General features: G+C 70.1%; 19 protein-coding genes and 1 tRNA gene. 15 read left to right on the forward strand and 5 right to left on the reverse strand.

Features of this window, described 5'->3' with window-relative positions; translation table 11 throughout:
• Positions 1-99: 99 nt before the first annotated feature.
• The 4 genes from OG251_RS26765 (at position 100) to OG251_RS26780 (ending at position 1,742) form a co-directional block, all read left to right on the forward strand.
• Positions 100-429, forward strand: coding sequence for a hypothetical protein (locus OG251_RS26765; protein ID WP_326679517.1), 330 nt, complete (start codon positions 100-102; stop codon positions 427-429).
• A 172-nt stretch (positions 430-601) separates the two neighbouring features.
• The gene (locus OG251_RS26770) at positions 602-970 is read left to right on the forward strand and encodes a WhiB family transcriptional regulator (RefSeq protein WP_073717963.1); all 369 of its coding nucleotides are present in this window, start codon (positions 602-604) and stop codon (positions 968-970) included.
• Positions 971-1,002: 32 nt separating this feature from the next.
• Positions 1,003-1,326: a hypothetical protein gene (locus OG251_RS26775; protein ID WP_079182599.1), complete on the forward strand. Its 324-nt coding sequence runs from the start codon at positions 1,003-1,005 to the stop codon at positions 1,324-1,326.
• Positions 1,327-1,538: 212 nt separating this feature from the next.
• The gene (locus tag OG251_RS26780) at positions 1,539-1,742 is read left to right on the forward strand and encodes a hypothetical protein (protein WP_326679518.1); all 204 of its coding nucleotides are present in this window, start codon (positions 1,539-1,541) and stop codon (positions 1,740-1,742) included.
• A gap of 97 nt (positions 1,743-1,839) precedes the next feature.
• On the opposite strand, the gene OG251_RS26785 is transcribed toward OG251_RS26780, so the two are convergent.
• Entirely contained in the window at positions 1,840-3,270 is a 1,431-nt protein-coding gene (locus OG251_RS26785) for an ABC1 kinase family protein (protein ID WP_326679519.1), read from the reverse strand.
• A 61-nt stretch (positions 3,271-3,331) separates the two neighbouring features.
• Positions 3,332-4,477: a ThiF family adenylyltransferase gene (locus OG251_RS26790; protein WP_326679520.1), complete on the reverse strand. Its 1,146-nt coding sequence runs from the start codon at positions 4,475-4,477 to the stop codon at positions 3,332-3,334.
• A 274-nt stretch (positions 4,478-4,751) separates the two neighbouring features.
• Between OG251_RS26790 and OG251_RS26795 the strand changes: the two genes are divergently transcribed.
• The 4 genes from OG251_RS26795 to OG251_RS26810 all read left to right on the forward strand — a co-directional run bounded on the left by OG251_RS26795 (position 4,752) and on the right by OG251_RS26810 (position 8,649).
• Positions 4,752-5,375 carry a M48 metallopeptidase family protein gene (locus tag OG251_RS26795; protein ID WP_326679521.1) on the forward strand — a complete coding sequence of 208 codons (624 nt, stop codon included), beginning with the start codon at positions 4,752-4,754 and terminating at the stop codon, positions 5,373-5,375.
• Between the two features lie 175 nt (positions 5,376-5,550).
• The gene (locus tag OG251_RS26800; RefSeq protein WP_326679522.1) at positions 5,551-7,182 is read left to right on the forward strand and encodes a TerD family protein; all 1,632 of its coding nucleotides are present in this window, start codon (positions 5,551-5,553) and stop codon (positions 7,180-7,182) included.
• Between the two features lie 11 nt (positions 7,183-7,193).
• Positions 7,194-7,874, forward strand: coding sequence for an AIM24 family protein (locus tag OG251_RS26805; RefSeq protein WP_326679523.1), 681 nt, complete (start codon positions 7,194-7,196; stop codon positions 7,872-7,874).
• 19 nt (positions 7,875-7,893) lie between these two features.
• A complete protein-coding gene (locus OG251_RS26810; RefSeq protein ID WP_073717955.1) occupies positions 7,894-8,649 on the forward strand; it encodes an AIM24 family protein in 756 nt (251 codons plus the stop codon).
• A gap of 157 nt (positions 8,650-8,806) precedes the next feature.
• Here the strand turns inward: OG251_RS26810 and OG251_RS26815 are convergent, their stop codons facing one another.
• Positions 8,807-9,355 (reverse strand): NUDIX hydrolase, encoded by a 549-nt coding sequence (locus OG251_RS26815; RefSeq protein WP_326679525.1) that lies wholly within the window; start codon positions 9,353-9,355, stop codon positions 8,807-8,809.
• Entirely contained in the window at positions 9,352-10,854 is a 1,503-nt protein-coding gene (locus tag OG251_RS26820) for a zinc-dependent metalloprotease (protein WP_326679526.1), read from the reverse strand. The genes OG251_RS26815 and OG251_RS26820 overlap by 4 nt, the downstream gene beginning before the upstream one ends.
• A gap of 190 nt (positions 10,855-11,044) precedes the next feature.
• On the opposite strand from OG251_RS26820, the gene OG251_RS26825 reads away from it, so the two are divergent.
• The 4 genes from OG251_RS26825 to OG251_RS26840 all read left to right on the forward strand — a co-directional run bounded on the left by OG251_RS26825 (position 11,045) and on the right by OG251_RS26840 (position 14,269).
• Positions 11,045-12,187 carry an SDR family oxidoreductase gene (locus OG251_RS26825; protein WP_326679527.1) on the forward strand — a complete coding sequence of 381 codons (1,143 nt, stop codon included), beginning with the start codon at positions 11,045-11,047 and terminating at the stop codon, positions 12,185-12,187.
• Positions 12,188-12,303: 116 nt separating this feature from the next.
• Complete coding sequence (locus OG251_RS26830; protein ID WP_326679528.1) at positions 12,304-12,765, forward strand: molybdenum cofactor biosynthesis protein MoaE; 462 nt, start codon at positions 12,304-12,306, stop codon at positions 12,763-12,765.
• A 128-nt stretch (positions 12,766-12,893) separates the two neighbouring features.
• Positions 12,894-13,064: a hypothetical protein gene (locus tag OG251_RS26835; RefSeq protein ID WP_326679529.1), complete on the forward strand. Its 171-nt coding sequence runs from the start codon at positions 12,894-12,896 to the stop codon at positions 13,062-13,064.
• Between the two features lie 98 nt (positions 13,065-13,162).
• Positions 13,163-14,269: a YlbL family protein gene (locus OG251_RS26840; protein WP_326679530.1), complete on the forward strand. Its 1,107-nt coding sequence runs from the start codon at positions 13,163-13,165 to the stop codon at positions 14,267-14,269.
• A gap of 88 nt (positions 14,270-14,357) precedes the next feature.
• On the opposite strand, the gene OG251_RS26845 is transcribed toward OG251_RS26840, so the two are convergent.
• The gene (locus tag OG251_RS26845; protein WP_241838280.1) at positions 14,358-14,918 is read right to left on the reverse strand and encodes a PPA1309 family protein; all 561 of its coding nucleotides are present in this window, start codon (positions 14,916-14,918) and stop codon (positions 14,358-14,360) included.
• Positions 14,919-15,054: 136 nt separating this feature from the next.
• On the opposite strand from OG251_RS26845, the gene OG251_RS26850 reads away from it, so the two are divergent.
• The 3 genes from OG251_RS26850 to OG251_RS26860 all read left to right on the forward strand — a co-directional run bounded on the left by OG251_RS26850 (position 15,055) and on the right by OG251_RS26860 (position 20,465).
• The gene (locus OG251_RS26850) at positions 15,055-18,042 is read left to right on the forward strand and encodes a UPF0182 family membrane protein (protein ID WP_326681427.1); all 2,988 of its coding nucleotides are present in this window, start codon (positions 15,055-15,057) and stop codon (positions 18,040-18,042) included.
• Positions 18,043-18,084: 42 nt separating this feature from the next.
• Positions 18,085-18,158: transfer RNA gene (locus tag OG251_RS26855), tRNA-Met, on the forward strand.
• A 222-nt stretch (positions 18,159-18,380) separates the two neighbouring features.
• Positions 18,381-20,465 (forward strand): tetratricopeptide repeat protein, encoded by a 2,085-nt coding sequence (locus tag OG251_RS26860; protein ID WP_326679531.1) that lies wholly within the window; start codon positions 18,381-18,383, stop codon positions 20,463-20,465.
• Positions 20,466-20,601: the final 136 nt, after the last annotated feature.

The raw sequence follows: 20,601 nt of genomic DNA on the forward strand, positions 1-20,601 counted from the left end.
CAGCGTCTTCTCTGAAGCCCTGATTCCGTGCTGTACTTATCCGAATACGCAGGACCGGTCCCGGCCGGTCCCCCGAGACGCCGAGAGGAGGCGATTTCTGTGATCAGCATCATCAAGAACGTCAAAATGACCGATCGCTCGGTCGTCTCCGCCTGCTCGCTCGGCCTCGCCTGCTCTTCGGAATCCGTGCTCCGTGGCACCGGTCTGTCCGGCATCTCTGCCGCCGGTCCGCTGTCTCCGGCCGGCCTCCCCGTGACGCGGGAGCGCAATGAGCGACCGATCCAGGCACCGGCGGCAGCAGTAGTGAAGGCGACACAGGCTCAGGCCTATGCCTTTGCGGCAGCCGGTGCAGGAGCCAAGAAGCAGTCGACGCAGCACCACACGATGTGGGCCTTCCGTGGGCCTGAACCCTGGAGTGATCCAGCCTGATCCAGATCAGGCCGGCGCCTTCAGGGCCGCGGAACCCCACTCGGGATCCGCGGCCCTTTTGTTTTGTCCGAACGGACGAGACGTGACGAAGGAGCCTCGGGACAAGCAGTACCTGGTACCAGCCGCCAACCGGCCAACAGGCCGGCACGACCAGACGAGGACACCACCCACCGTGCAACTCGAAGCGCACGCCCCGTCCGTACCGCTTTCCGACACGATCTCCCCGCCCGGTCTCACGGAGGACTCCACCTTGATCCCGCTCACCGCGCTCACCGCGCTCGACGACGCCATCGAGAACCTCGGCGTGCCCGTCCCCTGCCGTTCGTACGACCCGGAGGTCTTCTTCGCCGAGTCCCCGGCCGATGTCGAGTACGCCAAGTCCCTCTGCCGGACCTGCCCGCTCGTCGAGGCGTGCCTCGCCGGGGCCAAGGAGCGGCGCGAGCCGTGGGGCGTCTGGGGTGGCGAACTCTTCGTGCAGGGCGTTGTCGTCGCCCGCAAGCGGCCGCGTGGCCGTCCGCGCAAGAACCCGGTCGCAGCGTGACCGCCGGCCTGGGGGTCAAGGCCCCCACACGAATGAAGCGCCTCGGAACCATCGACCGTCCCCAGACCCATGACCCTCGGAATCAGGCACCAATGATCACCCCCACGAAGGAGCCCGTCGGCTCCGCCACTCCCGACGTCACCATCATCGGCGCGAACGACTCGCGTCAGAACAGGACCCGCGAGATGCAACTCATCCCAGAAGCCCTGGCTCGTGCGCATATGCACGACCGCCTGCGGGAAGCCGAGGCCGACCGCCAGGTTGTGCGCCTGGTGGCCGCCCGGCGGATGCAGCGCCGTGCGGAGCGCGCCTCGATGCGCGCCCGCCGTGCGCTGGCCATGGCGGTCATGCACTAGCACCAACAGGCAAAGAGGGCCACGCCCCGCCGCGGTACGGCCGAGAACGCCGTACATAGCGAGAACGGGGCGCGGTCCGGAACCACTCGGCTGCTCGGGCAACCGCTCTGCCCGGCCAGTAGCCACCACCCCCACCGCGGGGCCGTCCGAACGGGACGGCCCCGCAGTGCGTTGTGCTGTCCCGCTTCGTACCCCGGCGTTATCGTCACGGGATGGACGAGGAAACGCATCCCCCTGAACAGCCGGGCGCCGCACCTGTGGTGTGCGCCCGCTGCGACACCGCCGCCGACGGTGACACGGCCCCGCCGACCTGGATCTGCTCGGTGGAGAACGGACGCCGCCACTACCTCTGCGACGACTGCGCCCGCACCCACCTCAGGTCCATCGAAAGCCGCCTCGACTCCGCCTGGTGGTGAACCGCCCCGCGGGCGGCTCCGCCGGCCCAGCCCCGTCCGGCCCTCCGGCCGCTCCGGTCATCCCCGCCCCACGCAGGCGCTCCGCCCGCACCGGCACCTACACCTCGACGGCCGTGTCCTCCTGCTCGCTCTCCGCTCCGGTCCCCTGCTCGTCGGCCACCTCGCCGGCCTCCTTGTCGTACTCCGCGAGGAATCCCGGCAGCCAGGATTCGAGTTCGTCCCGCAGCCGGACCGTCGCCCCCAGCTGGCACAGCACCCCGATCGTGCTCAGCGTCACCCGGTGTATCAGCAGATAGGACGGCGGAAGGTTCAGCTGCTTGCCCAGCTGATGGGCGGGGGAGCGCGGATCCGCGATCCGGGCCGCCTGCGTCCGCAGCCAGCCGCGGGTGAACGTGAACTCCTCCACCTGCGCGGGTTCGATGATCGGCAGCAGATAGTCGAGCACCGCGTCCGGTACGAGGTCGATCGAGTCCTTGACGAACCCCTCCTCCCGAAGCAGCCCGTACACCGCCTCGGCGTCGCCCTCCAGCGTCAGCCGCAGGGAGTCACCGATGTTCCGCGGCAGCCCGCCCGGCAGCCGGTCCACCGTTCCGAAGTCCAGCACGCCGAGCCGCCACCGCCCGCCGTCGCCGTCGTCACCGTCTTCGGTCACCGCGGGCAGCAGCCGGAAGTTGCCCGGATGCGGGTCGGCGTGCAGCAGGCCGGTGCGGGCCGGACCCGAGAAGAGGAAGCGCGCCAGCAACTGTCCCGCGCGGTCCCGCTGCTCCGTCGTGCCCTCCGCGATCACCTCGGACAGCGGGATTCCGTCGATCCACTCGGTCACCAGCACCTGATCCGACTGGTGCACCACCCCGGGGATCACCACATCGGGATCGTCCTCGAACTCCGCGGCGTGCTCCTGCTGGGCCCGCGCCTCCAGTTCGTAGTCCAGCTCCTCGGACACCCGGTCGCGCAGCTCCTTGATCAGGGGCTTGATGTCCATCCCGGGGATCAGCGGGCCGAGCAGCCTGGCGAAGCGGCTGAGCTGTGTGAGATCCGAGAGCAGCGCCTCACCCGCGCCCGGATACTGCACCTTCACGGCGACCTCGCGGCCGTCGTGCCACACGGCCCGGTGCACCTGCCCGATCGACGCGGCAGCCGACGGCTTGTCCTCGAACTCCTCGAACAGCTCCCGCCAGTCCTCACCGAGCCGTTCCGCGAGCACCCCGTGGACGGTGCGGGTCGGCATGGGCGGCGCCGCTTCCTGCAGTTTGGTCAGTGCCGCCCGGTAGGGACCCGCGACCTCCTCGGGCAGGGCCGACTCGAAGACGGAGAGCGCCTGGCCGAGCTTCATGGCCCCGCCCTTCAACTCGCCCAAGGTCTTGAACAGCTGGTCCGCCGTGCGCTGCTGCACCTCGCGCGCGACGAGCTCCGCGGACTTGCCGCCGATCCGCTTGCCCAGGCCCCAGGTGGCACGGCCGGCGAAGCCGAGCGGGAGCGCGGCCAGTTTGGCGGTACGGGTGACCGCCTTCCGGGGTAGATCAGACATGTGCCCCTCCAGTTCCCAGACTGCCGTGCCGCTTGAGCCTCCGGTATCGCTGCGTCGGCGGTCACCCGGCCATTGTGTCGTGAGCCGGTCCGGCCTCGGAGGTGAGTTCCCCCTCAGTCTGCCCAGCCGCACCACAGGAACAGTCGAGATGCGGTCCGATCCGTTCCGAGCGCCAGTCCAACAGCGGCAGCGCGGCCTCCCACCGGGCACCCGTGCTCCCCGGCAGCTCACCGTCCAGGAAGGACAGCGCGTGCGCCGCCGCCAGACCGGCCACCGCCGTGGCCAGCCCCAGGTCACAGGCCGGTACCGCGCCGCGACGCCCGGACCGCCACTGCGTCAGCATCCTCGGCCACTGCTCGTCCTGGTCCGCGCGCCGCAGTGCCAGACACCCGGCGCATCCCGTCCCCCCGGGCAGCACGAGCGGGCCGACCACTCCGGTGGCCTCGATCACCCCCGCGTAGAGATGAGGAGTGCCCGACGCGATCCATGGCCCGGCCACCGCCGGGTCGGGTGCGTACACCGCGAGCCCGTCCCGAGGGGCGACGACGATCAGGGACAGTCCGGGCTCGCCGCTCTCCGAACGACGGTCCGTCTCCGTCGCGCGAGGGGATCCGCCGACCGCCGACCGGCGGACCAGCTGGCGGGCGGCGCTGTCCCGCCGCTCCCCGACGGCCGCCGCCGGAAGCCCTCCGGGCGCGATGTCCCACGGTTCGGTGTGCCCGCCGTCCAGAACGTCGACCCGGCCCACCCCCGAGCCGGACAGCACCGCGGCGATGGCGGCACCGACCCGGCCGGCCCCCCTCACCTGGACCCGCATGGCCCGCCGGGCCGCAAGCCGCCGAAGGCCGCTGCCCGGCTCCGGATGGACCACGGAGAGTGAGGCCACGTCCGGGCGCTGCCGCTCCATGGCCTCGGCACGGTGACGCAGCGCGTCCGCCCCGGGGCCACCCGCCCGTGGATCGTCGAGCAGCCCCGCCGCGGCCAGCCTCTTCACGAGCGTGTCCACGTGACGGTCCGACAGGTCCAGCGCGCGAGCCTCCTCGCGAAGAAGCGGCAGTCCGCGCGTGCCGTCGAGCAGTTCCAGAAAACTTGCGGTGGCGATATCCAGCGGTCCCAGCGTCACCGCGTGCGCGGGAGTCACACCGAATTGCACGGTGTTCCGTCCACGCCATGCCCGGCGCAGCGCGGGCTTCAACATCGGATGCATGACTTCTCCCCCGGTCGGTTTCACGAACTCCGCGCACGGGCGGCGTCCGGCCGCCTCGCATGATCAACAGATGCCCGGATCCACGGTGCGGTGATCCGTCGTTCCGTACTTCCGCAGATCCGTTCCCAGAATGCAGGCCGACGGCGAAGCGCGCGGAAAGTTGTCCACAGGCATGGGGTATTAGTCGTTCAAATGGTGCATGCCATGGAGCGGATCAGCGCCGAACCGACCCGGAGGCGGGACTTCCCCCACTGACAGCGGGTAACGTCGGGGCGTGCCCGCCGACCCGTCACCCGGTTTTGCCGGGGAGACCCCCGCGCGCAGCGCCGGAACCCCTCAGCGCAGCGCGGCCGCCCCCCAGCCCCGCGCCTCGGCGACGAGCGCGGTCGAGGTCCGCAGGAGCACCCGGCGCAGAAGAACGGTCTCCGCGTACCGGGAGGGCGGCCGCACGATCGTGCTGATCCCCGCCCGGATGTCGGAGGCGGAGGAGCAGCGCTGGGTGGGCCTGATGCTCGACAAGCTCGCGGCCCAGGAGAGCAAGCGCGTCTTCGGGGACAGCGAGCTGGCAGCGCGTGCCGAGCGGCTGTCCGCCCTGTATTTCGACGGTCGGGCCAGGCCCGTGTCGGTGCGCTGGGTGACCAACCAGAACACCCGGTGGGGGTCCTGCACCCCGGCCGAGGGCAGTATCCGGCTCTCGCACCGGCTTCAGGGGATGCCGGAGTACGTCGTCGACTACGTACTCGTCCACGAGCTGGCCCACCTGCTGGTTCCCGGTCACGGCCCGCGGTTCTGGCGCCTTCTGGAAACGTATCCGCGTACCGAACGGGCCCGTGGCTATCTCGAAGGAGTGGTGGCGGCCGATCAGCTGCCGCACCTGCCCGCCGCACGCGAGGAGTGACGTCCGCCGCACGCGAGGAGCGAGGGTCGGCGCACGCGAAGAGTGAAGGCCGATGTACGTGACAGGTGACGTTCGGTGATTCTGTACCGGGTGTGTACCGACTTGGCTCATTGTCGTGGTTTGCGGTTAGCCTGACGCGACGTATTCACCTCGGGATGGGGGACGGTCGTTACGCATGGCCAGGGAATTCCAACGCGGCCACAAGGCCAAGATCAGTGATCTCACACCGGGGACGGACCTGTACGTAGGTGTGCAGATCGCTGCCCCCGGACTGACCTTCGACATCAGCTGCTTCGGCCTCGACGCCAATGAACAGCTCTCGGACGACCGGTATTTCATCTTCTTCAATCAGCCGAAATCGCCCGAGGAGTCCATTCAGCTGCTCGGTGCCCAGGCCGGTGACACCGAGTCGTTCCGCGTCACTCTCGACCGCATTCCGGCGAACATCCACAAGCTCTCCTTCACCGCGACTCTCGACGGTGCCGGACAGATGTCGCAGGTCGCCCCCGGATATATCCGGATCGTCGCGGGCGGCGAGGAAGTCGTCAGATACGCCTTCAACGGCTCGGAGTTCACCACCGAGCGCGCGGTCATGCTCGGCGACTTCTATCTCAAGGACGTCTGGCGGTTCGCCGCCGTCGGCCAGGGCTTCGACGGCGGTCTCGACGCGCTGCTGAAGAACTTCGGCGGCGAGGTCGCCGAGGAGGAACCGGCCGCCCCGCAACCGCAGGCAGCGGCCCCCTCGTTCGCCCCGCCCGCCCAGGCCACCGCACCACCGGCCTTCGGAGCTCCGCCCGCCCCGCAGATACCGCAGCCCGCACCGTCCTTCGGCGCCCCGCCCGCGCCGCAGCAGCCGATGCACACCGCGCCGACCATGGCGGCGCCACTGGCACCGCAGGCGCCGTCCCCGTACGGGCAGCAGGGGCAGCCGCCCCCGCCGCCGCAGTTCGGGCAGGTGCCGGGCCAGGGCGCACCGCCCGCGGCTCCTTATGGACAGCAGGCGCCCGCACCGTACGGACAGCCGGCTCAGGCACCGTACGGTCAGCCGGCGCCCGCCCCCTTCGGGCAGCCGGGCCAGGCGCCGTTCGGGCAGCAGCCGCCCGGCGGAATGCCGCCGGGAGTACCGCAGGGAGTACCGCAGGGCGGTGCCGGTCTGCGGGCGGCTCTCCAGCCCTACAAGGAGACGGCCACCGGTCAGCGCTGGACCCCGCAGAACCAGCAGCTGATGCGGGTCGACCTGACCATGGGCGGCGGCGGTGTGCTCGCCCGGCAGGGCAGCATGGTGATGTACCAGGGCAAGGTCGACTTCGGCTACAAGAGCGCGGGTTTCGCGGGCCGTGTGGTCGGTAACGCCACGGGCCAGGAAATGCAGCTGATGCGCTGCACGGGCAAGGGCCAGGTCTTCCTCGCCGAGGAGGGTGCGCACCTGCACCCCATCGAGTTGCAGGGCGACGGCATCTGCGTCTCCGCGGAGAGCGTCCTCGCCTTCGACGAGTCGCTGCAGTACGAGGTCCGCCGGATCGAGGGCCATGGCATTCCGGGTGGCGCCCTGTTCACCATGCAGTTCCAGGGCTCCGGCACCGTGATCGTCAAGACGCACGGAACACCGGTCGTCCTGCCGGTCACCCCGACCACCTTCGCCGACTGCAACGCCGTCGTGGCCTGGTCGTCCGCCTCCCAGGTGATCATCTCCAGCCAGGTCCGGCTGCGCCGCAACGCGTACCCGGGGCACAGCGGAGAGACCGTGAACCTCCAGTTCCGGGGAGCCCCCGGCAACTTCATCGTCGTCCAGCCCTACGAGGTCTGAGGGAGCCCGTCATGAATCAGCAACTCGCGGGCTATGCCCCGACCCCCGTCACGGCCCGCATGGAGAACCACGGCAAAACCATGCTCAAGGTCGCCATGGCCTCCGGGCAGGACCTCTACGCGCGTACCGGCTCGATGGTGGCCTACGAGGGCTTCATCCAGTACGAGCCCAACCCGCCGGCCGTCCGGCAGGCCGCTTCCCAGTGGATCACCGGCGAGGGCACACCCGTCATGAAGTGCTCCGGCGACGGACTGCTCTACCTCGCCGACTACGGCGCCGATGTGGTCGTCATCAACCTCGACAACGACTCCCTCTCGGTCAACGGCACCAACCTCCTCGCCTTCGACGCCCACCTCACCTGGGGAGTGGAGAAGGTCAAGGGCCTCGCGAAATTCGCAGGTCAGGGGCTGTGGAACGTCGTCATCCAGGGAACCGGATGGGTCGCCATCACCTCCCGGGGCACCCCGATCGTCGTCGACTGCGGACGCGGCGAGGACGAGACGTACGTCGACCCGGACGCGCTCGTCGCCTGGTCCCCGAACCTGAAGGTGAAGGGCAAGCGCAGCTTCAAGGCCGGCTCGCTGATCGGGCGGGGCAGCGGAGAGGCGTACCAGATGGCCTTCTCGGGACAGGGCATCGTCGTCGTCCAGCCGAGCGAGGACAGTACCGACCGGCTGCGGATCAAGAACTGAGCGGGAGGGAGAACACATCATGCAGAGTCCGCTTTTCAGCCACACCGAGCAGCAGACCCAGGACCGGTACGCGATCCAGAACCCGCAGCTCCTGCGGGTCGCGCTGACCGGCCACGACGACGTCCTCGCCCGCAAGGGCGCCATGGTCGCCTACCAGGGGCTGATGGATTTCGACGGCGAGTACCAGTCGCAGGGACAGCGCCGCGCCCGCGCGAACACCGGTGAGGGCCTCGACCTGATGCGCTGCTCCGGCCAGGGCACCGTCTACCTCGCCAACCTCGCCCAGTACATCCATGTCGTGGATGTCGACCGCGAGGGCATGACCGTGGACAGCGCCTATGTCCTCGCGCTCGACTCCTCGCTGCACACCGAGGTCATCGCGGTGGACAGCCAGTACGGAATCTCCGGCTCCGGCAAGTACCAGCTCAATATCTCCGGCTCCGGCAAGGTCGCCCTCATGACCTCGGGCCAGCCGCTGATGATGCAGGTCACGCCGGAGAAGTACGTCAACGTCGACGCCGATGCGATCGTCGCCTGGTCCAGCTCGCTGCGCGTGCAGATGCAGGCCCAGACGCACTCCACAGGTGTCTTCCGGCGTCGGGGCAACACGGGGGAGGGCTGGGAGCTCAGCTTCCTCGGCCAGGGGTTCGCCCTGGTACAGCCGAGTGAGGTCATGCCCCCGCAGAACGCCCAGATCGGCCAGGGGGCGCGCGCCCAGTTCGGTGTGGGTCAGCAGGGCGCCCACAGCCAGAACCAGAACAACGCCTGGAACTGACCGGCACTGTCCGCGACGGCCGGGCAGCGGTAAGGGGCGGCCTCCCAAGGGGCCGCCCCTCACGCGTGTCCACTCCGGGCCGCCGCACAGCTCGGCCGGTCCGGACGGGGCGTACCGCCGGACAGCTCGCCCGGGGCCGGTGCGCACGGCGGGACGGCTACCGGTTCTGTCCCAGTGCGACGCGTGTCCGCTCCAGCAGCCGCACGACCGACTCGTCGGCCACGGCCGCCACCTCGTCGTACGCGAACCAGCGCAGGTCCAGCGATTCCTCGCTGATCTGTTCCGTCGCGCCGGCCGGAGCCAGTGCGGCGTACTGCACATCGAGATGCCAGTGGCACGGCGACGGGATCGGGTGCCGGTCCAGGCGCACCGGCCCGCCCGGCAGCAGGGTGAGCCCCGTGATGCCGGACTCCTCCGTCGCCTCACGAAGGGCCGCGGCGCTCAGCGTGGCGTCCTGCGGTTCGCAGTGGCCGCCCATCTGGAGCCACATCCGCAGCTTCCTGTGCAGCGTCAGCAGGACGCGGCCACGCTCCGGATCGATCACCAGGGCGCTGGCCGTCACATGACCGGCACCGCACGCCTTCCACATGCCGTCCGGATGCCACGCCAGATGGTCCAGATAGACCTGACGCAGCCCTGCCTGGTCCGCGTCCTCGTGCCCGTCGAAGCTCTTCAGTACGAGGACGGCGTCGTCGTGCAGGCTCACTGGTCGTTGTCGTCCTTGCTGTCCTTGCCGCCGTCGGCCTTCGGCTCGTCCTTGCCGCCGTCCGCCGTCGGCTCGCTCCTGCCTTCGGCGTCCTCGCTCTTCCGCTCGTCCGCCGGATCGGCGGCCGGCTTGTGCGAGCCCTTCGCGGCCTCGCCGAGCATCTTGTCCAGCTCGGAGAAGTCCAGCTGCTCGTGGTGCACGAAGCCGTCCGGGTCGTCCAGGTCATGGGCGGTCGGCAGCATGTCGGGGTGCTCCCACAGGCCGTCGCGGCCCTCCAGGCCCCGGGCGTCCGTGAGCGAGGCCCACAGCCGCGAGGCGTCCCGCAGCCGGCGCGGCCGCAGCTGGAGGCCGATGAGGGTGGCGAAGGTCTGCTCGGCGGGACCACCGGAGGCGCGGCGCCTGCGCAGGGTCTCGCGCAACGCGTCCGCCGAGGTCAGCCGGGACTTGGCGGCCTCGTGGACCACGGCGTCCACCCAGCCCTCGACCAGGGCCAGAGCCGTTTCCAGGCGGGCCAGCGACGCCTTCTGCTCGGGCGTGTCCTCCGGCTGGAACATGCCCTGCTGAAGGGCGTCCTGAAGCTGCTCCGGCTGCGAGGGGTCGAACTGGCCGACGACGTCCTCCAGCTTGCTGGTGTCGACCTTGATGCCCCGGGCGTATGCCTCGACCGCACCGAACAGGTGCGAGCGCAGCCACGGCACATGGGCGAAGAGCCGCTGGTGGGCGGCCTCGCGCAGCGCCAGATACAGCCGCACCTCGTCCTGCGGGACGCTCAGGTCCTTGCCGAACTGCTCCACGTTCAGCGGGAGGAGCGCCGCCTTGCCGGCCGGGCCGAGCGGCAGCCCGATGTCGGTGGAACCGACCACCTCACCTGCGAGAACGCCCACGGCCTGCCCGATCTGCTGGCCGAACATGGCGCCGCCCATCGACCGCATCATGCCGATCAGCGGGCCCGCCATGGCCTGCATCTCCTCGGGCAGCACATCACCCATGGCCAGGCCGACACGCTCGGCCACCGGGTCGACCAGCTGCTTCCACGCGGGGAGGGACGCCTCGACCCACTCCGCGCGGCTCCACGCCACGGTCGAGACCGAACCCGAGGGCAGCGAGGTCACGCCGTCCAGCCAGAGGTCGGCCAGCCGCAGGGCCTCGTCGACAGCGGTGCGCTCCGAAGGCCCGACGCTCGCGTCCTTGGTGCCGTCCGGGGTCCCCTGGGAGACCGTCTGGCGGGCGATCTGCTTGGCCATGTCCCAGTTCACGGGACCGCCCTCGTAGCTCAGCATCTGGCCCAGCTGCTGGAAGGCGGCGCCCAGGTCGTTCGGGTTCATCGTGCCGAACATCGCCGCGAACGGGTTGTCCCCGCCCGCGCCCGGCCCGAAGCCGAACGGGTTCCCTGGCCCGCCCGCGCCCTGCCCACCTTCGGTGGGGTCCTTCTTCTTGCCCTCGTCGCCGTTCTCAGGCTCCTCCGGCGGAAGGCCGAATCCGAATGGGGTGTCACTCACGGGTTTCCTCGGCTCGTAGGGCCGCCGGCTCGAACCGACGGCGACTGCCCGACATCACCATCCAGCGTAGACACCGAGTCCGCTCGGGGCCTCAGTGCTCCGCCTGCTCCCGGCCTGCGGCAGGATGGACGCCACCTGGTACGTACGCGTCATTCGTGTACGTACTGAAGACAACCGCTGGAGACGCCCGGTGAGTTCCCCAGATCCACAGGTTCGCGGAGCGCGAAACCTGACCGACCCCTCGCCCGAGAGCAAGCCCGGAAAAAATCGTTCCAAGAGCCGGGGCCCCGTCGTCGCGGTCACCGGCGCCGCGACCGGCATCGGTGAACTGCTCACCGCGCACCTCGCCGCATCCGACGAGATCAAGCAGGTCATCGCCATCGACGAGCGGCGCGGGGAGGTCTCCGGGGCGACCTGGCACATCCTGGACGTCCGGGACCCCGCCATCGCCGAGAAACTGCGCGGCGCGGACGTCGTGGTCCATCTGGCGCTCGATCTCGACCTGGAGACCGACCCCGCCGCCCGTACGGCGTACAACGTGCGCGGCACCCAGACCGTGCTGACGGCCGCCGCGGCCGTCGGTGTCCACCGGGTCGTGCTGTGCACCTCGGCGATGGTCTACGGGGCACTGCCCGACAACGACATCCCGCTCGCCGAGGACGCCGAGCTGCGCGCCACGGCGGAGGCCACCGGCGTCGGTGACCTGCTGGAGATCGAACGGCTCGGCCGCCGTGCGCCCCGGGCCCACCCCGGGCTCAACGTCACCGTCGTGCGGCCCACCGTGCTGGTCGGCGGCACGGACACGGCGCTGACCCGCTACTTCGAGTCGCCCCGGCTGCTGGTCGTCGCCGGATCGCGTCCCACCTGGCAGTTCTGTCATGTCGAGGACCTGGTCAGCGCCCTGGAGTACGCCGCGCTGGAGAAGATCGACGGCGAGTTCGCGGTCGGCTGCGACGGATGGCTGGAGCAGGAGGAGGTCGAGGAGCTCAGCGGTGTACGCCGGATGGAGCTGCCGTCCGCCGTCGCTCTCGGGGCCGCCGCCCGGCTGCACAGGATCGGCCTCACCCCCTCCCCGGCCGGCGACCTGGCGTACACCATGCATCCCTGGGTGGTCAGCGTGAGCCGGCTGCACGATGCCGGGTGGCGCCCGAAGTGGACCAACGAGGAGGTCCTGGGAGCCCTCCTCGAAGAGGTGGAAGGGCGCCACACGCTCGCCGGACGCCGACTGGGCCGCAAGGACGCCACCGCCGCGGGTGCCGCCGGTGCGACGGTCGCCCTGCTCGGTACGGCAGCCCTGGTCCGCCGCGCACGCAAGGCCCGCCGCCGCATCTGATCGTCGTCCCCTCCGGGGACGATCCGCGGCGTCTGTAGAAGGCTCCAAGGCGACCGGCCGCCCACCGGTCGAACACGCAATTCCGCGAGGCCGGTGCCGTGCGGCACCATGGGGCCATGGCACGCACCCACGACCACCCCGGCGAGCAGGCCGCCCAGGACCCCATCCGGCTGCTGGCGATCCGGGACACCCCGCTCTCCGTCGACGAGGTATTCCGCGCCGTCGGGGACGACGCCGCGGGCGGCATCGCCCTCTTCGTCGGCACGGTGCGTAATCACGACAGCGGTCAGGACGTCGGCGCGCTCGGCTACTCCTGCCATCCGTCGGCCCAGGACGAGCTGCGCCGGGTGGCGGAGAAGGTCGTCGCCGACTTCCCGGTGCGCGCGCTGGCCGCGGTCCACCGGGTGGGTGAACTGGTGGTGGGCGATCTGGCGGTGGTCGTCGCCGTCTCCTGCCCGCACCGCGCGGAAGCCTTCGAGGCCTGCCGCAAGCTGATCGACGACCTCAAGCACGAGGTTCCGATCTGGAAACACCAGCGGTTCTCGGACGGTACGGAGGAGTGGGTGGGCGCCTGCTGAGCGCAAACCGGACCGGGTGGGATCAGCCCCGATTTGCGTAACCGGACCCCTGCCGTAAGCGTTGGACTTCCGGATCGTTAATCTGCTGATCGGTTACTTGCGGTCGCTCATGGGGTAGGGAGGTCGTCATGGCGGCACTCGCTTGGCTGCTGATTCCGCTTTTCGCTGCTGTCGGCGCTGCGATATGGGGAAGCTGGGCCGCGCGTAACCGTACGACCGGCGACGTCTCCGAACTCGCCGGGTACGCCAGATTCCGTGACGCGATGGAGAAATCGCACTCCGGTTCCGACGCCCTCTGAGGCCGCTCGCCGCGTGACACCTTCCGCTGCCGCGCCCCGGGCCCCGTACGGACCGGCCCACGCGGTGCACTGACAAGCCCTTCCCGTACTGTCGTTCCATGCCACGCCGCACCGCGACGATGCTCGCCTCCACCCTCATCCTCATCGCGCTGCTCTGCGCAGGCGTGCTGATCAAAGTGCCGTACTCGGAGATGTCCCCCGGGCCGACCGTGAACACGCTCGGTGACGCGCGTGGCGAGCCCGTACTGCACATCGCGGGCCGCAAGACGTACCCGACGTCGGGGCACCTCAACATGACGACGGTGCGGGTCACGGGCGCGGACTACAACATGAACATCGTCGAGGCCGTCTACGGCTGGCTGGCCCACGACAGTGTGGTCGTCCCGCACGACACCCTGTACCCCGACGGCAAGACCGAAGAGCAGTCGACCCAGGAGAACGCCGAGGAGTTCAGCCAGTCCCAGGAGAGCGCGAAGGTCGCGGCCCTGGAGGAGCTGGGCATCCCGGTGTCCTCGCGGGTGGTCGTCTCCACCGTGGTCAAGGACAGCCCGGCCCAGGGCAGGCTGCACGCGGGCGACGTGATCAAGGCCGTCGACGGCACCGCGGTCAAGGAGCCCGACGACGTCGCCAAGCTCGTCACCAAGCACAAGCCCGGCCAGGACGTCACGTTCACCGTCATCCCGGCGAAGGAGGCGGCCGCCGCCGAGAAGGCGAGCCGTGACCCCGAGGGCAGCGAGAAGGTCACCGTCACGACGGAGAAGGCACCCCCCACGCCGGAGGCTCCGAAGGAGAACCGCGCGATCGTCGGCATCAGGGCGGGAACGGACCACACGTTCCCGTTCGAGATCGACATCAAGCTCGCCGACGTGGGCGGGCCGAGCGCCGGCCTCATGTTCTCGCTGGGCATCATCGACAAGCTGACCCCGGACAAGCTCACGGGCGGCAAGTTCATCGCCGGTACCGGAACCATCGACGACAAGGGCACGGTCGGCCCGATCGGCGGCATCAACATGAAGCTGGTCGGTGCGCGCAACGCGGGTGCGCGCTACTTCCTGACCCCGGACGACAACTGCGCCGCCGCGGCGTCCGACACCCCGAGCGGGCTCACGCTGGTCCGGGTGAAGACCCTCGACGACGCCAAGAAGTCACTGGAGAAGATCCGGGCGGGCAAGACGGACGCGCTGCCGAGCTGCTCGGCCGGCTGACGCCCGCCCCGCCCCTGGGACGGAGCCGGTCCGGGACCCGTGGGCCCCGGACCGGAAGACATGGACCCGTGACGCCCGGATCCGGGGGTCAGGACTCGAAGGTCGCCGCCAGCGCCTCGGCCAGCCCGGGGACCAGCCCCGCGCCGGTCAGGACCTCGGTGGGGGAGTCCTTCTCGCGCAGCCGTACGGCCGACTCCCGCGCCCCGTCCCGCAGTACGGCCACGGTCATCCGCACCTCCTGCCGGTCCGGGTGCTTGGCGACCCACTTGGTCAGCTGCTTGTCACTGAGTCCTTCCGGTACGGACGCCTCGGCGGACGGCGGAAGCATCAGCCGCTCCACCGTCATGGCGCACCCGACCACGGAGTCGGGCCAGGCGATCGTGCCGAGGAAGTCGTCCAGCGCCGTGCCGGCGGGGAGCTCCTCCTGCTCGATGGGGGTGAGGGAGGCGGTCGTCGAACCGGTGTCGTCAAGGCCGAGCTGGGCGGCGAGACCGGGCTCCTGGACCCGCAGCCGGGCGGTGTCGACCAGGGCGAACAGCCGGGCCGGCTGGTCCCAGCCGAGGGTGGAGGCATAGGTGTCGATTTCGAGGACGGCGACGGTGAGGGGGCTCGCGGCCATCGGAGGGCCTGAGGGGGAAACGTTGGGCATGGTGAATATCCTGCCTCCTTCCGCCCCGGGAACGGGAACTAGGTAAAGCCTCAGTAAGTTGCTTAGGTGGGCTCTACGATCGCGGGGCCCGCTTCACACGACCGATAGCTTCGAGGTGCGCACGTTGGCTTTCCAGATGCCGGACCGCGGCGGAGGCCCGACCGGGCCACGGATCAGAGTGGGCCGCCCGTCCCGGCGCGTCCGTACCCTGCTCATGACACTGGGCGTTCTGGCGGTTCTCGCCATGGCGTTCGTCATGTTCGCCGGGTTCTGGACGGACTGGCTCTGGTACCGGTCGGTGGCGTATTCATCCGTCTTCACCACCACCCTGTGGACCAAGATCGGGCTGTTCCTCGTGTTCGGACTGCTGATGGCCCTCGCCATCGGCGTGAACATCTGGCTCGCGCACCGGCTCAGGCCGCCACTGAGCGCGATGTCGCTGGAGCAGCAGAGCCTGGACCGCTATCGCATGAGCGTCGCCCCCTACAAGAAGTGGGTGCTGCTCGCGATCACCGCGCTCGTCGGACTGATCGCCGGAGCCTCCGCTTCCGGTCAGTGGCGTACGTGGCTGATGTATGTCAACGGTGTGTCGTTCGGGCAGAAGGACCCCCAGTTCAAGCTGGATGTGTCCTTCTACGCCTTCGACCTGCCGTGGTACCGCTTCCTGCTGGGCTTCGGCTTCGCGGCGACGGTGCTCTCGCTGATCGCCGCCGCCCTGACCCACTACCTGTACGGCGGGCTGCGGATCACCAGCCCCGGTGCGCGGGCGACGGGTGCGGCCACCGGCCATCTCTCGGTGCTGCTCGGCATCTTCGTCTCCCTGAAGGCCGTGGCCTACTGGCTCGACCGGTACGGCCTGGCGGTGAAGTCCAGTGACTTCAAGGCCACGGACAACTGGACGGGCCTCCGGTACGTCGACGCGAACGCCTACCTGCCGGCGAAGACCATCCTGTTCTGCATCGCCGCGATCTGCGCCGTGCTGTTCTTCGCGACGCTGTGGCGGCGCACCTGGCAGCTGCCGGTGATCGGCTTCGGCCTGATGGTGCTCTCGGCGATCCTGATCGGCGGGCTCTACCCGGCGATCGTGCAGAAGTTCCAGGTCCAGCCGAACGAGCAGGCCAAGGAAGCACCGTTCATCCGGAAGAACATCGAGGCGACCCGCGACGCGTACGACATCGACGATGCCCAGGTCGACGACTACGCGGGCAAGGCCACCACGACCGATGACACCAAGCTGCGCGCAAGCGCGGACGCGGCGGCCAGTTACCGGGTGATGGACCCCAACGTCGTCTCCCCGGCCTTCCAGCAGCTCCAGCAGAAGAGGAACTACTACCAGTTCCCCAAGACCCTGGACGTCGACCGCTACAAGGGCAAGGACGGCAAGGAACAGGACACCGTCATCGGCCTGCGCGAGCTCAACCTCCAGGGCCTGCCCAAGCGGAACTGGATCAACGACCACTTCACCTACACCCACGGCTACGGCGCCATCGCGGCCCGGGGCACCACCACCGGTACGAACCCGGCGGGCTCCCCGGACTTCACCGAGTCGGGTCTGCCCGCCACCGGCGAGCTGGGCAAGTACGAGCAGCGGATCTACTACGGCGAGAAGACCGAGCAGTACTCCATCGTCGGCGGGCCCCAGAAGGAGCTCGACTACGAGGAGGACGGCGAGAAGACCACCAGTTACAAGGGCAACAGCGGGGTCAGTCTCTCCAGCGCGTTCAACCGCGCCGCCTACGCGGTCTCCTTCAGCGAGCCGCAGATCCTGTACTCGGGAGCGATCGGCGAGGGCTCGCGGATTCTGTACAACCGCACGCCCAAGGAGCGGGTCGAGGCGGTCGCCCCGTGGCTGACCATCGACGGTGACGCCTATCCGGCGGTCGTCGACGGACGCATTCAGTGGGTCGTCGACGCGTACACCACGACGAACGGCTACCCGTACGCCTCGCGTACGACGCTCGGTGACACCACGGCCGACTCGCTGACCACCAACCAGCGCGCGGTCGTCGCCCAGCAGAACCAGGTCAACTACATCCGCAACTCGGTGAAGGCGACCGTCGACGCGTACGACGGCAAGGTCAAGCTCTACGAGTGGGACACCAAGGACCCGGTGCTCAAGACCTGGCGCAAGGCGTTCCCCGGGACCGTGAAGTCCCGGGCGGACATCCCCCAGGAACTGATGGACCACCTGCGGTACCCGCAGGACCTGTTCAAGGTCCAGCGCGAGCTGCTCACCCGCTACCACGTCGAGAACCCCGCCCAGTTCTACAGCGGCAGTGACGCGTGGCAGGTGCCGGACGACCCGACCAACAAGGAGCCGGGAGCCGTTCCGCCGTACTACCTGAGCATGAAGATGCCGGGGCAGGACTCGCAGAAGTTCTCGCTGACCACCACGTTCACTCCGAAGGGGCGTCCCGACCTGGGGGCGTTCATGGCGGTGGACGCGGACGCGGCCAGCAAGGACTACGGCACCATCAGGCTGCTGCGGGTCACCACCACGGTGAAGGGCCCGGGTCAGGTACAGAGTGAGCTCAACGGCAACGACGACGTCGCCGAGTTCGTGAGAAACCTCAAGGGCACCGACTCCGACATCGAGTACGGCAATCTGCTCACCGTGCCGCTCGAAGGGGGCTTCCTCTACATCGAGCCGGTCTACACGCGCGGTGGCACGCAGAACTACCCGCTGCTGCGCAAGGTCGCCGCCTCGTACGGATCGAAGATCGTCTTCGAGAACAGTCTCGGGGAGGCGCTCAACGCGGTCTTCGGGGTCGAGGGCGATACGACGACTCCGCCGACCGAGCCCACCGAGCCACCGGGTGACACCACCAAGCCCCCGGTCACCGGGAGCGCCGCTCTGAAGCAGGCCATCGCGGATGCCCAGAAGGCGTACACCGAGGGCGAGACGGCACTGAAGGAACAGGACTGGACCGCCTACGGCAAGGCTCAGGCGGCGCTGGAGGAAGCCCTCCAGCGGGCGGCGGCGGCCCAGCCCAAGGCCGGCAGTCAGGCCGACAAGCCCGCGGCCGGTTCCGACAAGCCGGGCAGCGATGCCGACAAGGCGGGCGACAAGGCCGACAAGGCCGATGAGAAGGGCAGCGACCAGGTCAGCGACCAGGGCAGCTGAGAAAGACCCACCCCGCGTCGTGGTACTGTTTGAACACAACGACGCGGGGTGGAGCAGCTCGGTAGCTCGCTGGGCTCATAACCCAGAGGTCGCAGGTTCAAATCCTGTCCCCGCTACTGAAAAACGAAGGCCCGGATCCATGGGATCCGGGCCTTCGTCATGTCATCAGATCCCGCATCAGGACTTTCTCGTGTAGTGGGCGTGAAGTGCGGTTCGCTGGGCACGAGTTGGACTTGGACGTGTTTGACTTGTCTCCCTGTGGGCATGTCGACAAAACGCTGAAGTGACCTAACTGGCCGCGATATTCCAGGTGTACGCGGGTTGTAGGTGGTGCGACGATGGTATTTATGGGGGACAGGGCAACTCTGTTGGAGACAGGGCGGTTTGTGCAGCGTCGCGGCTATGAGACCGAAAAAGCGGAAGATGCGGCATTTGCTGCTGCCGTGAACGGTCCGGCCGCACATGTGGGCAGGACGAACACCGGCAGCGCCGCCGGTACCGCGGGCACCTTCGAAGCCGTCGGCGACGACGTGGACAACGCCGGGACCACGGACGCGATGGACGCGGCGGACAGCGCCGAGAGCGAGGCGCGCCACCGCCGTGCCGCCGACGCCGGGGACACGGCGTCGATGAGCGTGCTGGGCGCACTGCTGCTGCGCCGCGGAGACCTGGACAGCGCCGAGACCTATCTGCGTGCGGCCACCGCCGAGGGCGACCGGGCCGCCGCCAACAATCTGGGTGTCCTCCTCCACCAGCGCGGCTACCTGGACGAGGCCGCCGGGTGGTGGCGCATCGCCGCCGTCGCCGGCTCCGCGGCCGCCGCGCACGCGCTCGGCCGCCACTTCCGCGAGCGCGGCGACGAGCCCGGCGCCGAGTACTGGCTGCGCCAGTCCGCCGAACAGGGCCACGCGCTGGGCGCCTATGCCCTGGCCGACCTCCTGGAGCACCGCAGCGACGTCGGCGCGGAGCGCTGGCTGCGCGCCGCCGCCGAGCAGGGGCACCGGGAGGCCGCGTACCGCCTCGCCCGCACCCTGGAGCGGAACGCCGTCGAGGACCCGCACGACGCCTTCGGCCTCGGCCGGGCGGCCGGGCCCGGCGCGGCGCGGCGTGCTCTCGCGGCCTCCGGCTCCGACACGCTCGCGGGCCGCGTTCCGACAGCGTCCCGTGGTCCGGGCCGGGCGGGCGACGGCCCCGTGGCGGGTCCGGCCGCCGGACGCGTGGGCGAGGCCGAGCAGTGGTACCGGCAGGCCGCCGCACGCGGTCACCGGCGGGCCGCCCTGCACCTCGGCGCGATCCTGGAACAGCGCGGCGAACTCAAGGAGGCCGGTCGCTGGTACCTCACCTCCGCCAAGGATGGCGAGCCGCGCGCCGCCTGCGCCCTCGGCTTCCTGCTGCGCGACGCGGGCGACGAGGAGAGTGCGGCCGTGTGGTGGCTTCGCGCCGCCCAGGACGGCGACGGCAACGCCGCCAACGCCCTGGGGGCCCTGCACGCCGCCCGCGGTGAGCAGCAGACCGCCGAGCGGTGGTACCGGGCCGCGATGGACGCGGGTGACGTCAACGGCGCGTACAACCTCGGGCTGCTCTGCGCGGCCCAGGACCGCACGCCGCAGGCCGAGCAGTGGTACCGCCGTGCCGCCTACGCCGGACACCGTGAGGCCGCCAACGCCCTGGCCGTACTGCTGCTCCAGGCCGGGGACCACACCGGGGCCGAGCCCTGGTTCTCCAAGGCGGCCGAGGCGGGCAGCGTGGACGCCGCCTTCAACCTCGGCATCCTGCACGCCGGGCGGGACGAGGACCGCACGGCGCTGGGCTGGTACCAGCGGGCCGCCGCGGCCGGACACATCGACGCCGCGCTCCAGGTCGGCATGGCTCTGCTGCGCGAGGGCGAGGAGCAGGAGGCCGAGCGCCATCTGCGCTGCGCGGCGGGCGGTGGCAGTGCCGAGGCCGCCTTCCGGCTGGCCGGGGTCCTGGACTCCCGGCAGCCGCCGCCCGGCCCCCCGGCGCTCGGCGAGCCGATGCCGGAGAAGACCGAGTGCGAGGAGTGGTACGAGCGGGCCGCCCAGCAGGGTCACCGCCGCGCCCAGGTCCGGGTCGGAATGCTCGCCGCCGCACGTGGCGACGTGGACAGCGCCGCGCACTGGTACCGGGAGGCCGCCGAGGCGGGCAGCCGCAACGGCGCGTTCAACCTCGGGCTGCTGCTCGCCCGTGAGGGCAGCGAGCGCGAGGCCGCCCTGTGGTGGAGCCGCGCCGCGAACGCCGGCCATGGCCGTGCCGCGCTGCGCCTGGCCCTGCTCGCCGCCCGCCGGGGCGAGCTCGCCGAGGGGCAGCGCTGGTGCGCCCGTGCCGTCGAGCTGGGTCCGGCGGAGGTCGCCGAGCGGGCGGCCCGGCTGCGCGAGGCGCTGCACCAGGAGCTCACCGCGTAGCACCGCGCCGCCCGTTCCCGGAGTGTCCCCGGTCACGGGCCGTCGTCGTGCGCGCGCCGGGGATTTCGGGGCGGCCCCTGGGGCGGTCGAGTGAATTTGCGCTGGTCGGCGGGGTGACGTAGTGTTGCATTCATCG

It is taken from the genome of Streptomyces sp. NBC_01237, from assembly GCF_035917275.1.
Lineage (GTDB): Bacteria > Actinomycetota > Actinomycetes > Streptomycetales > Streptomycetaceae > Streptomyces.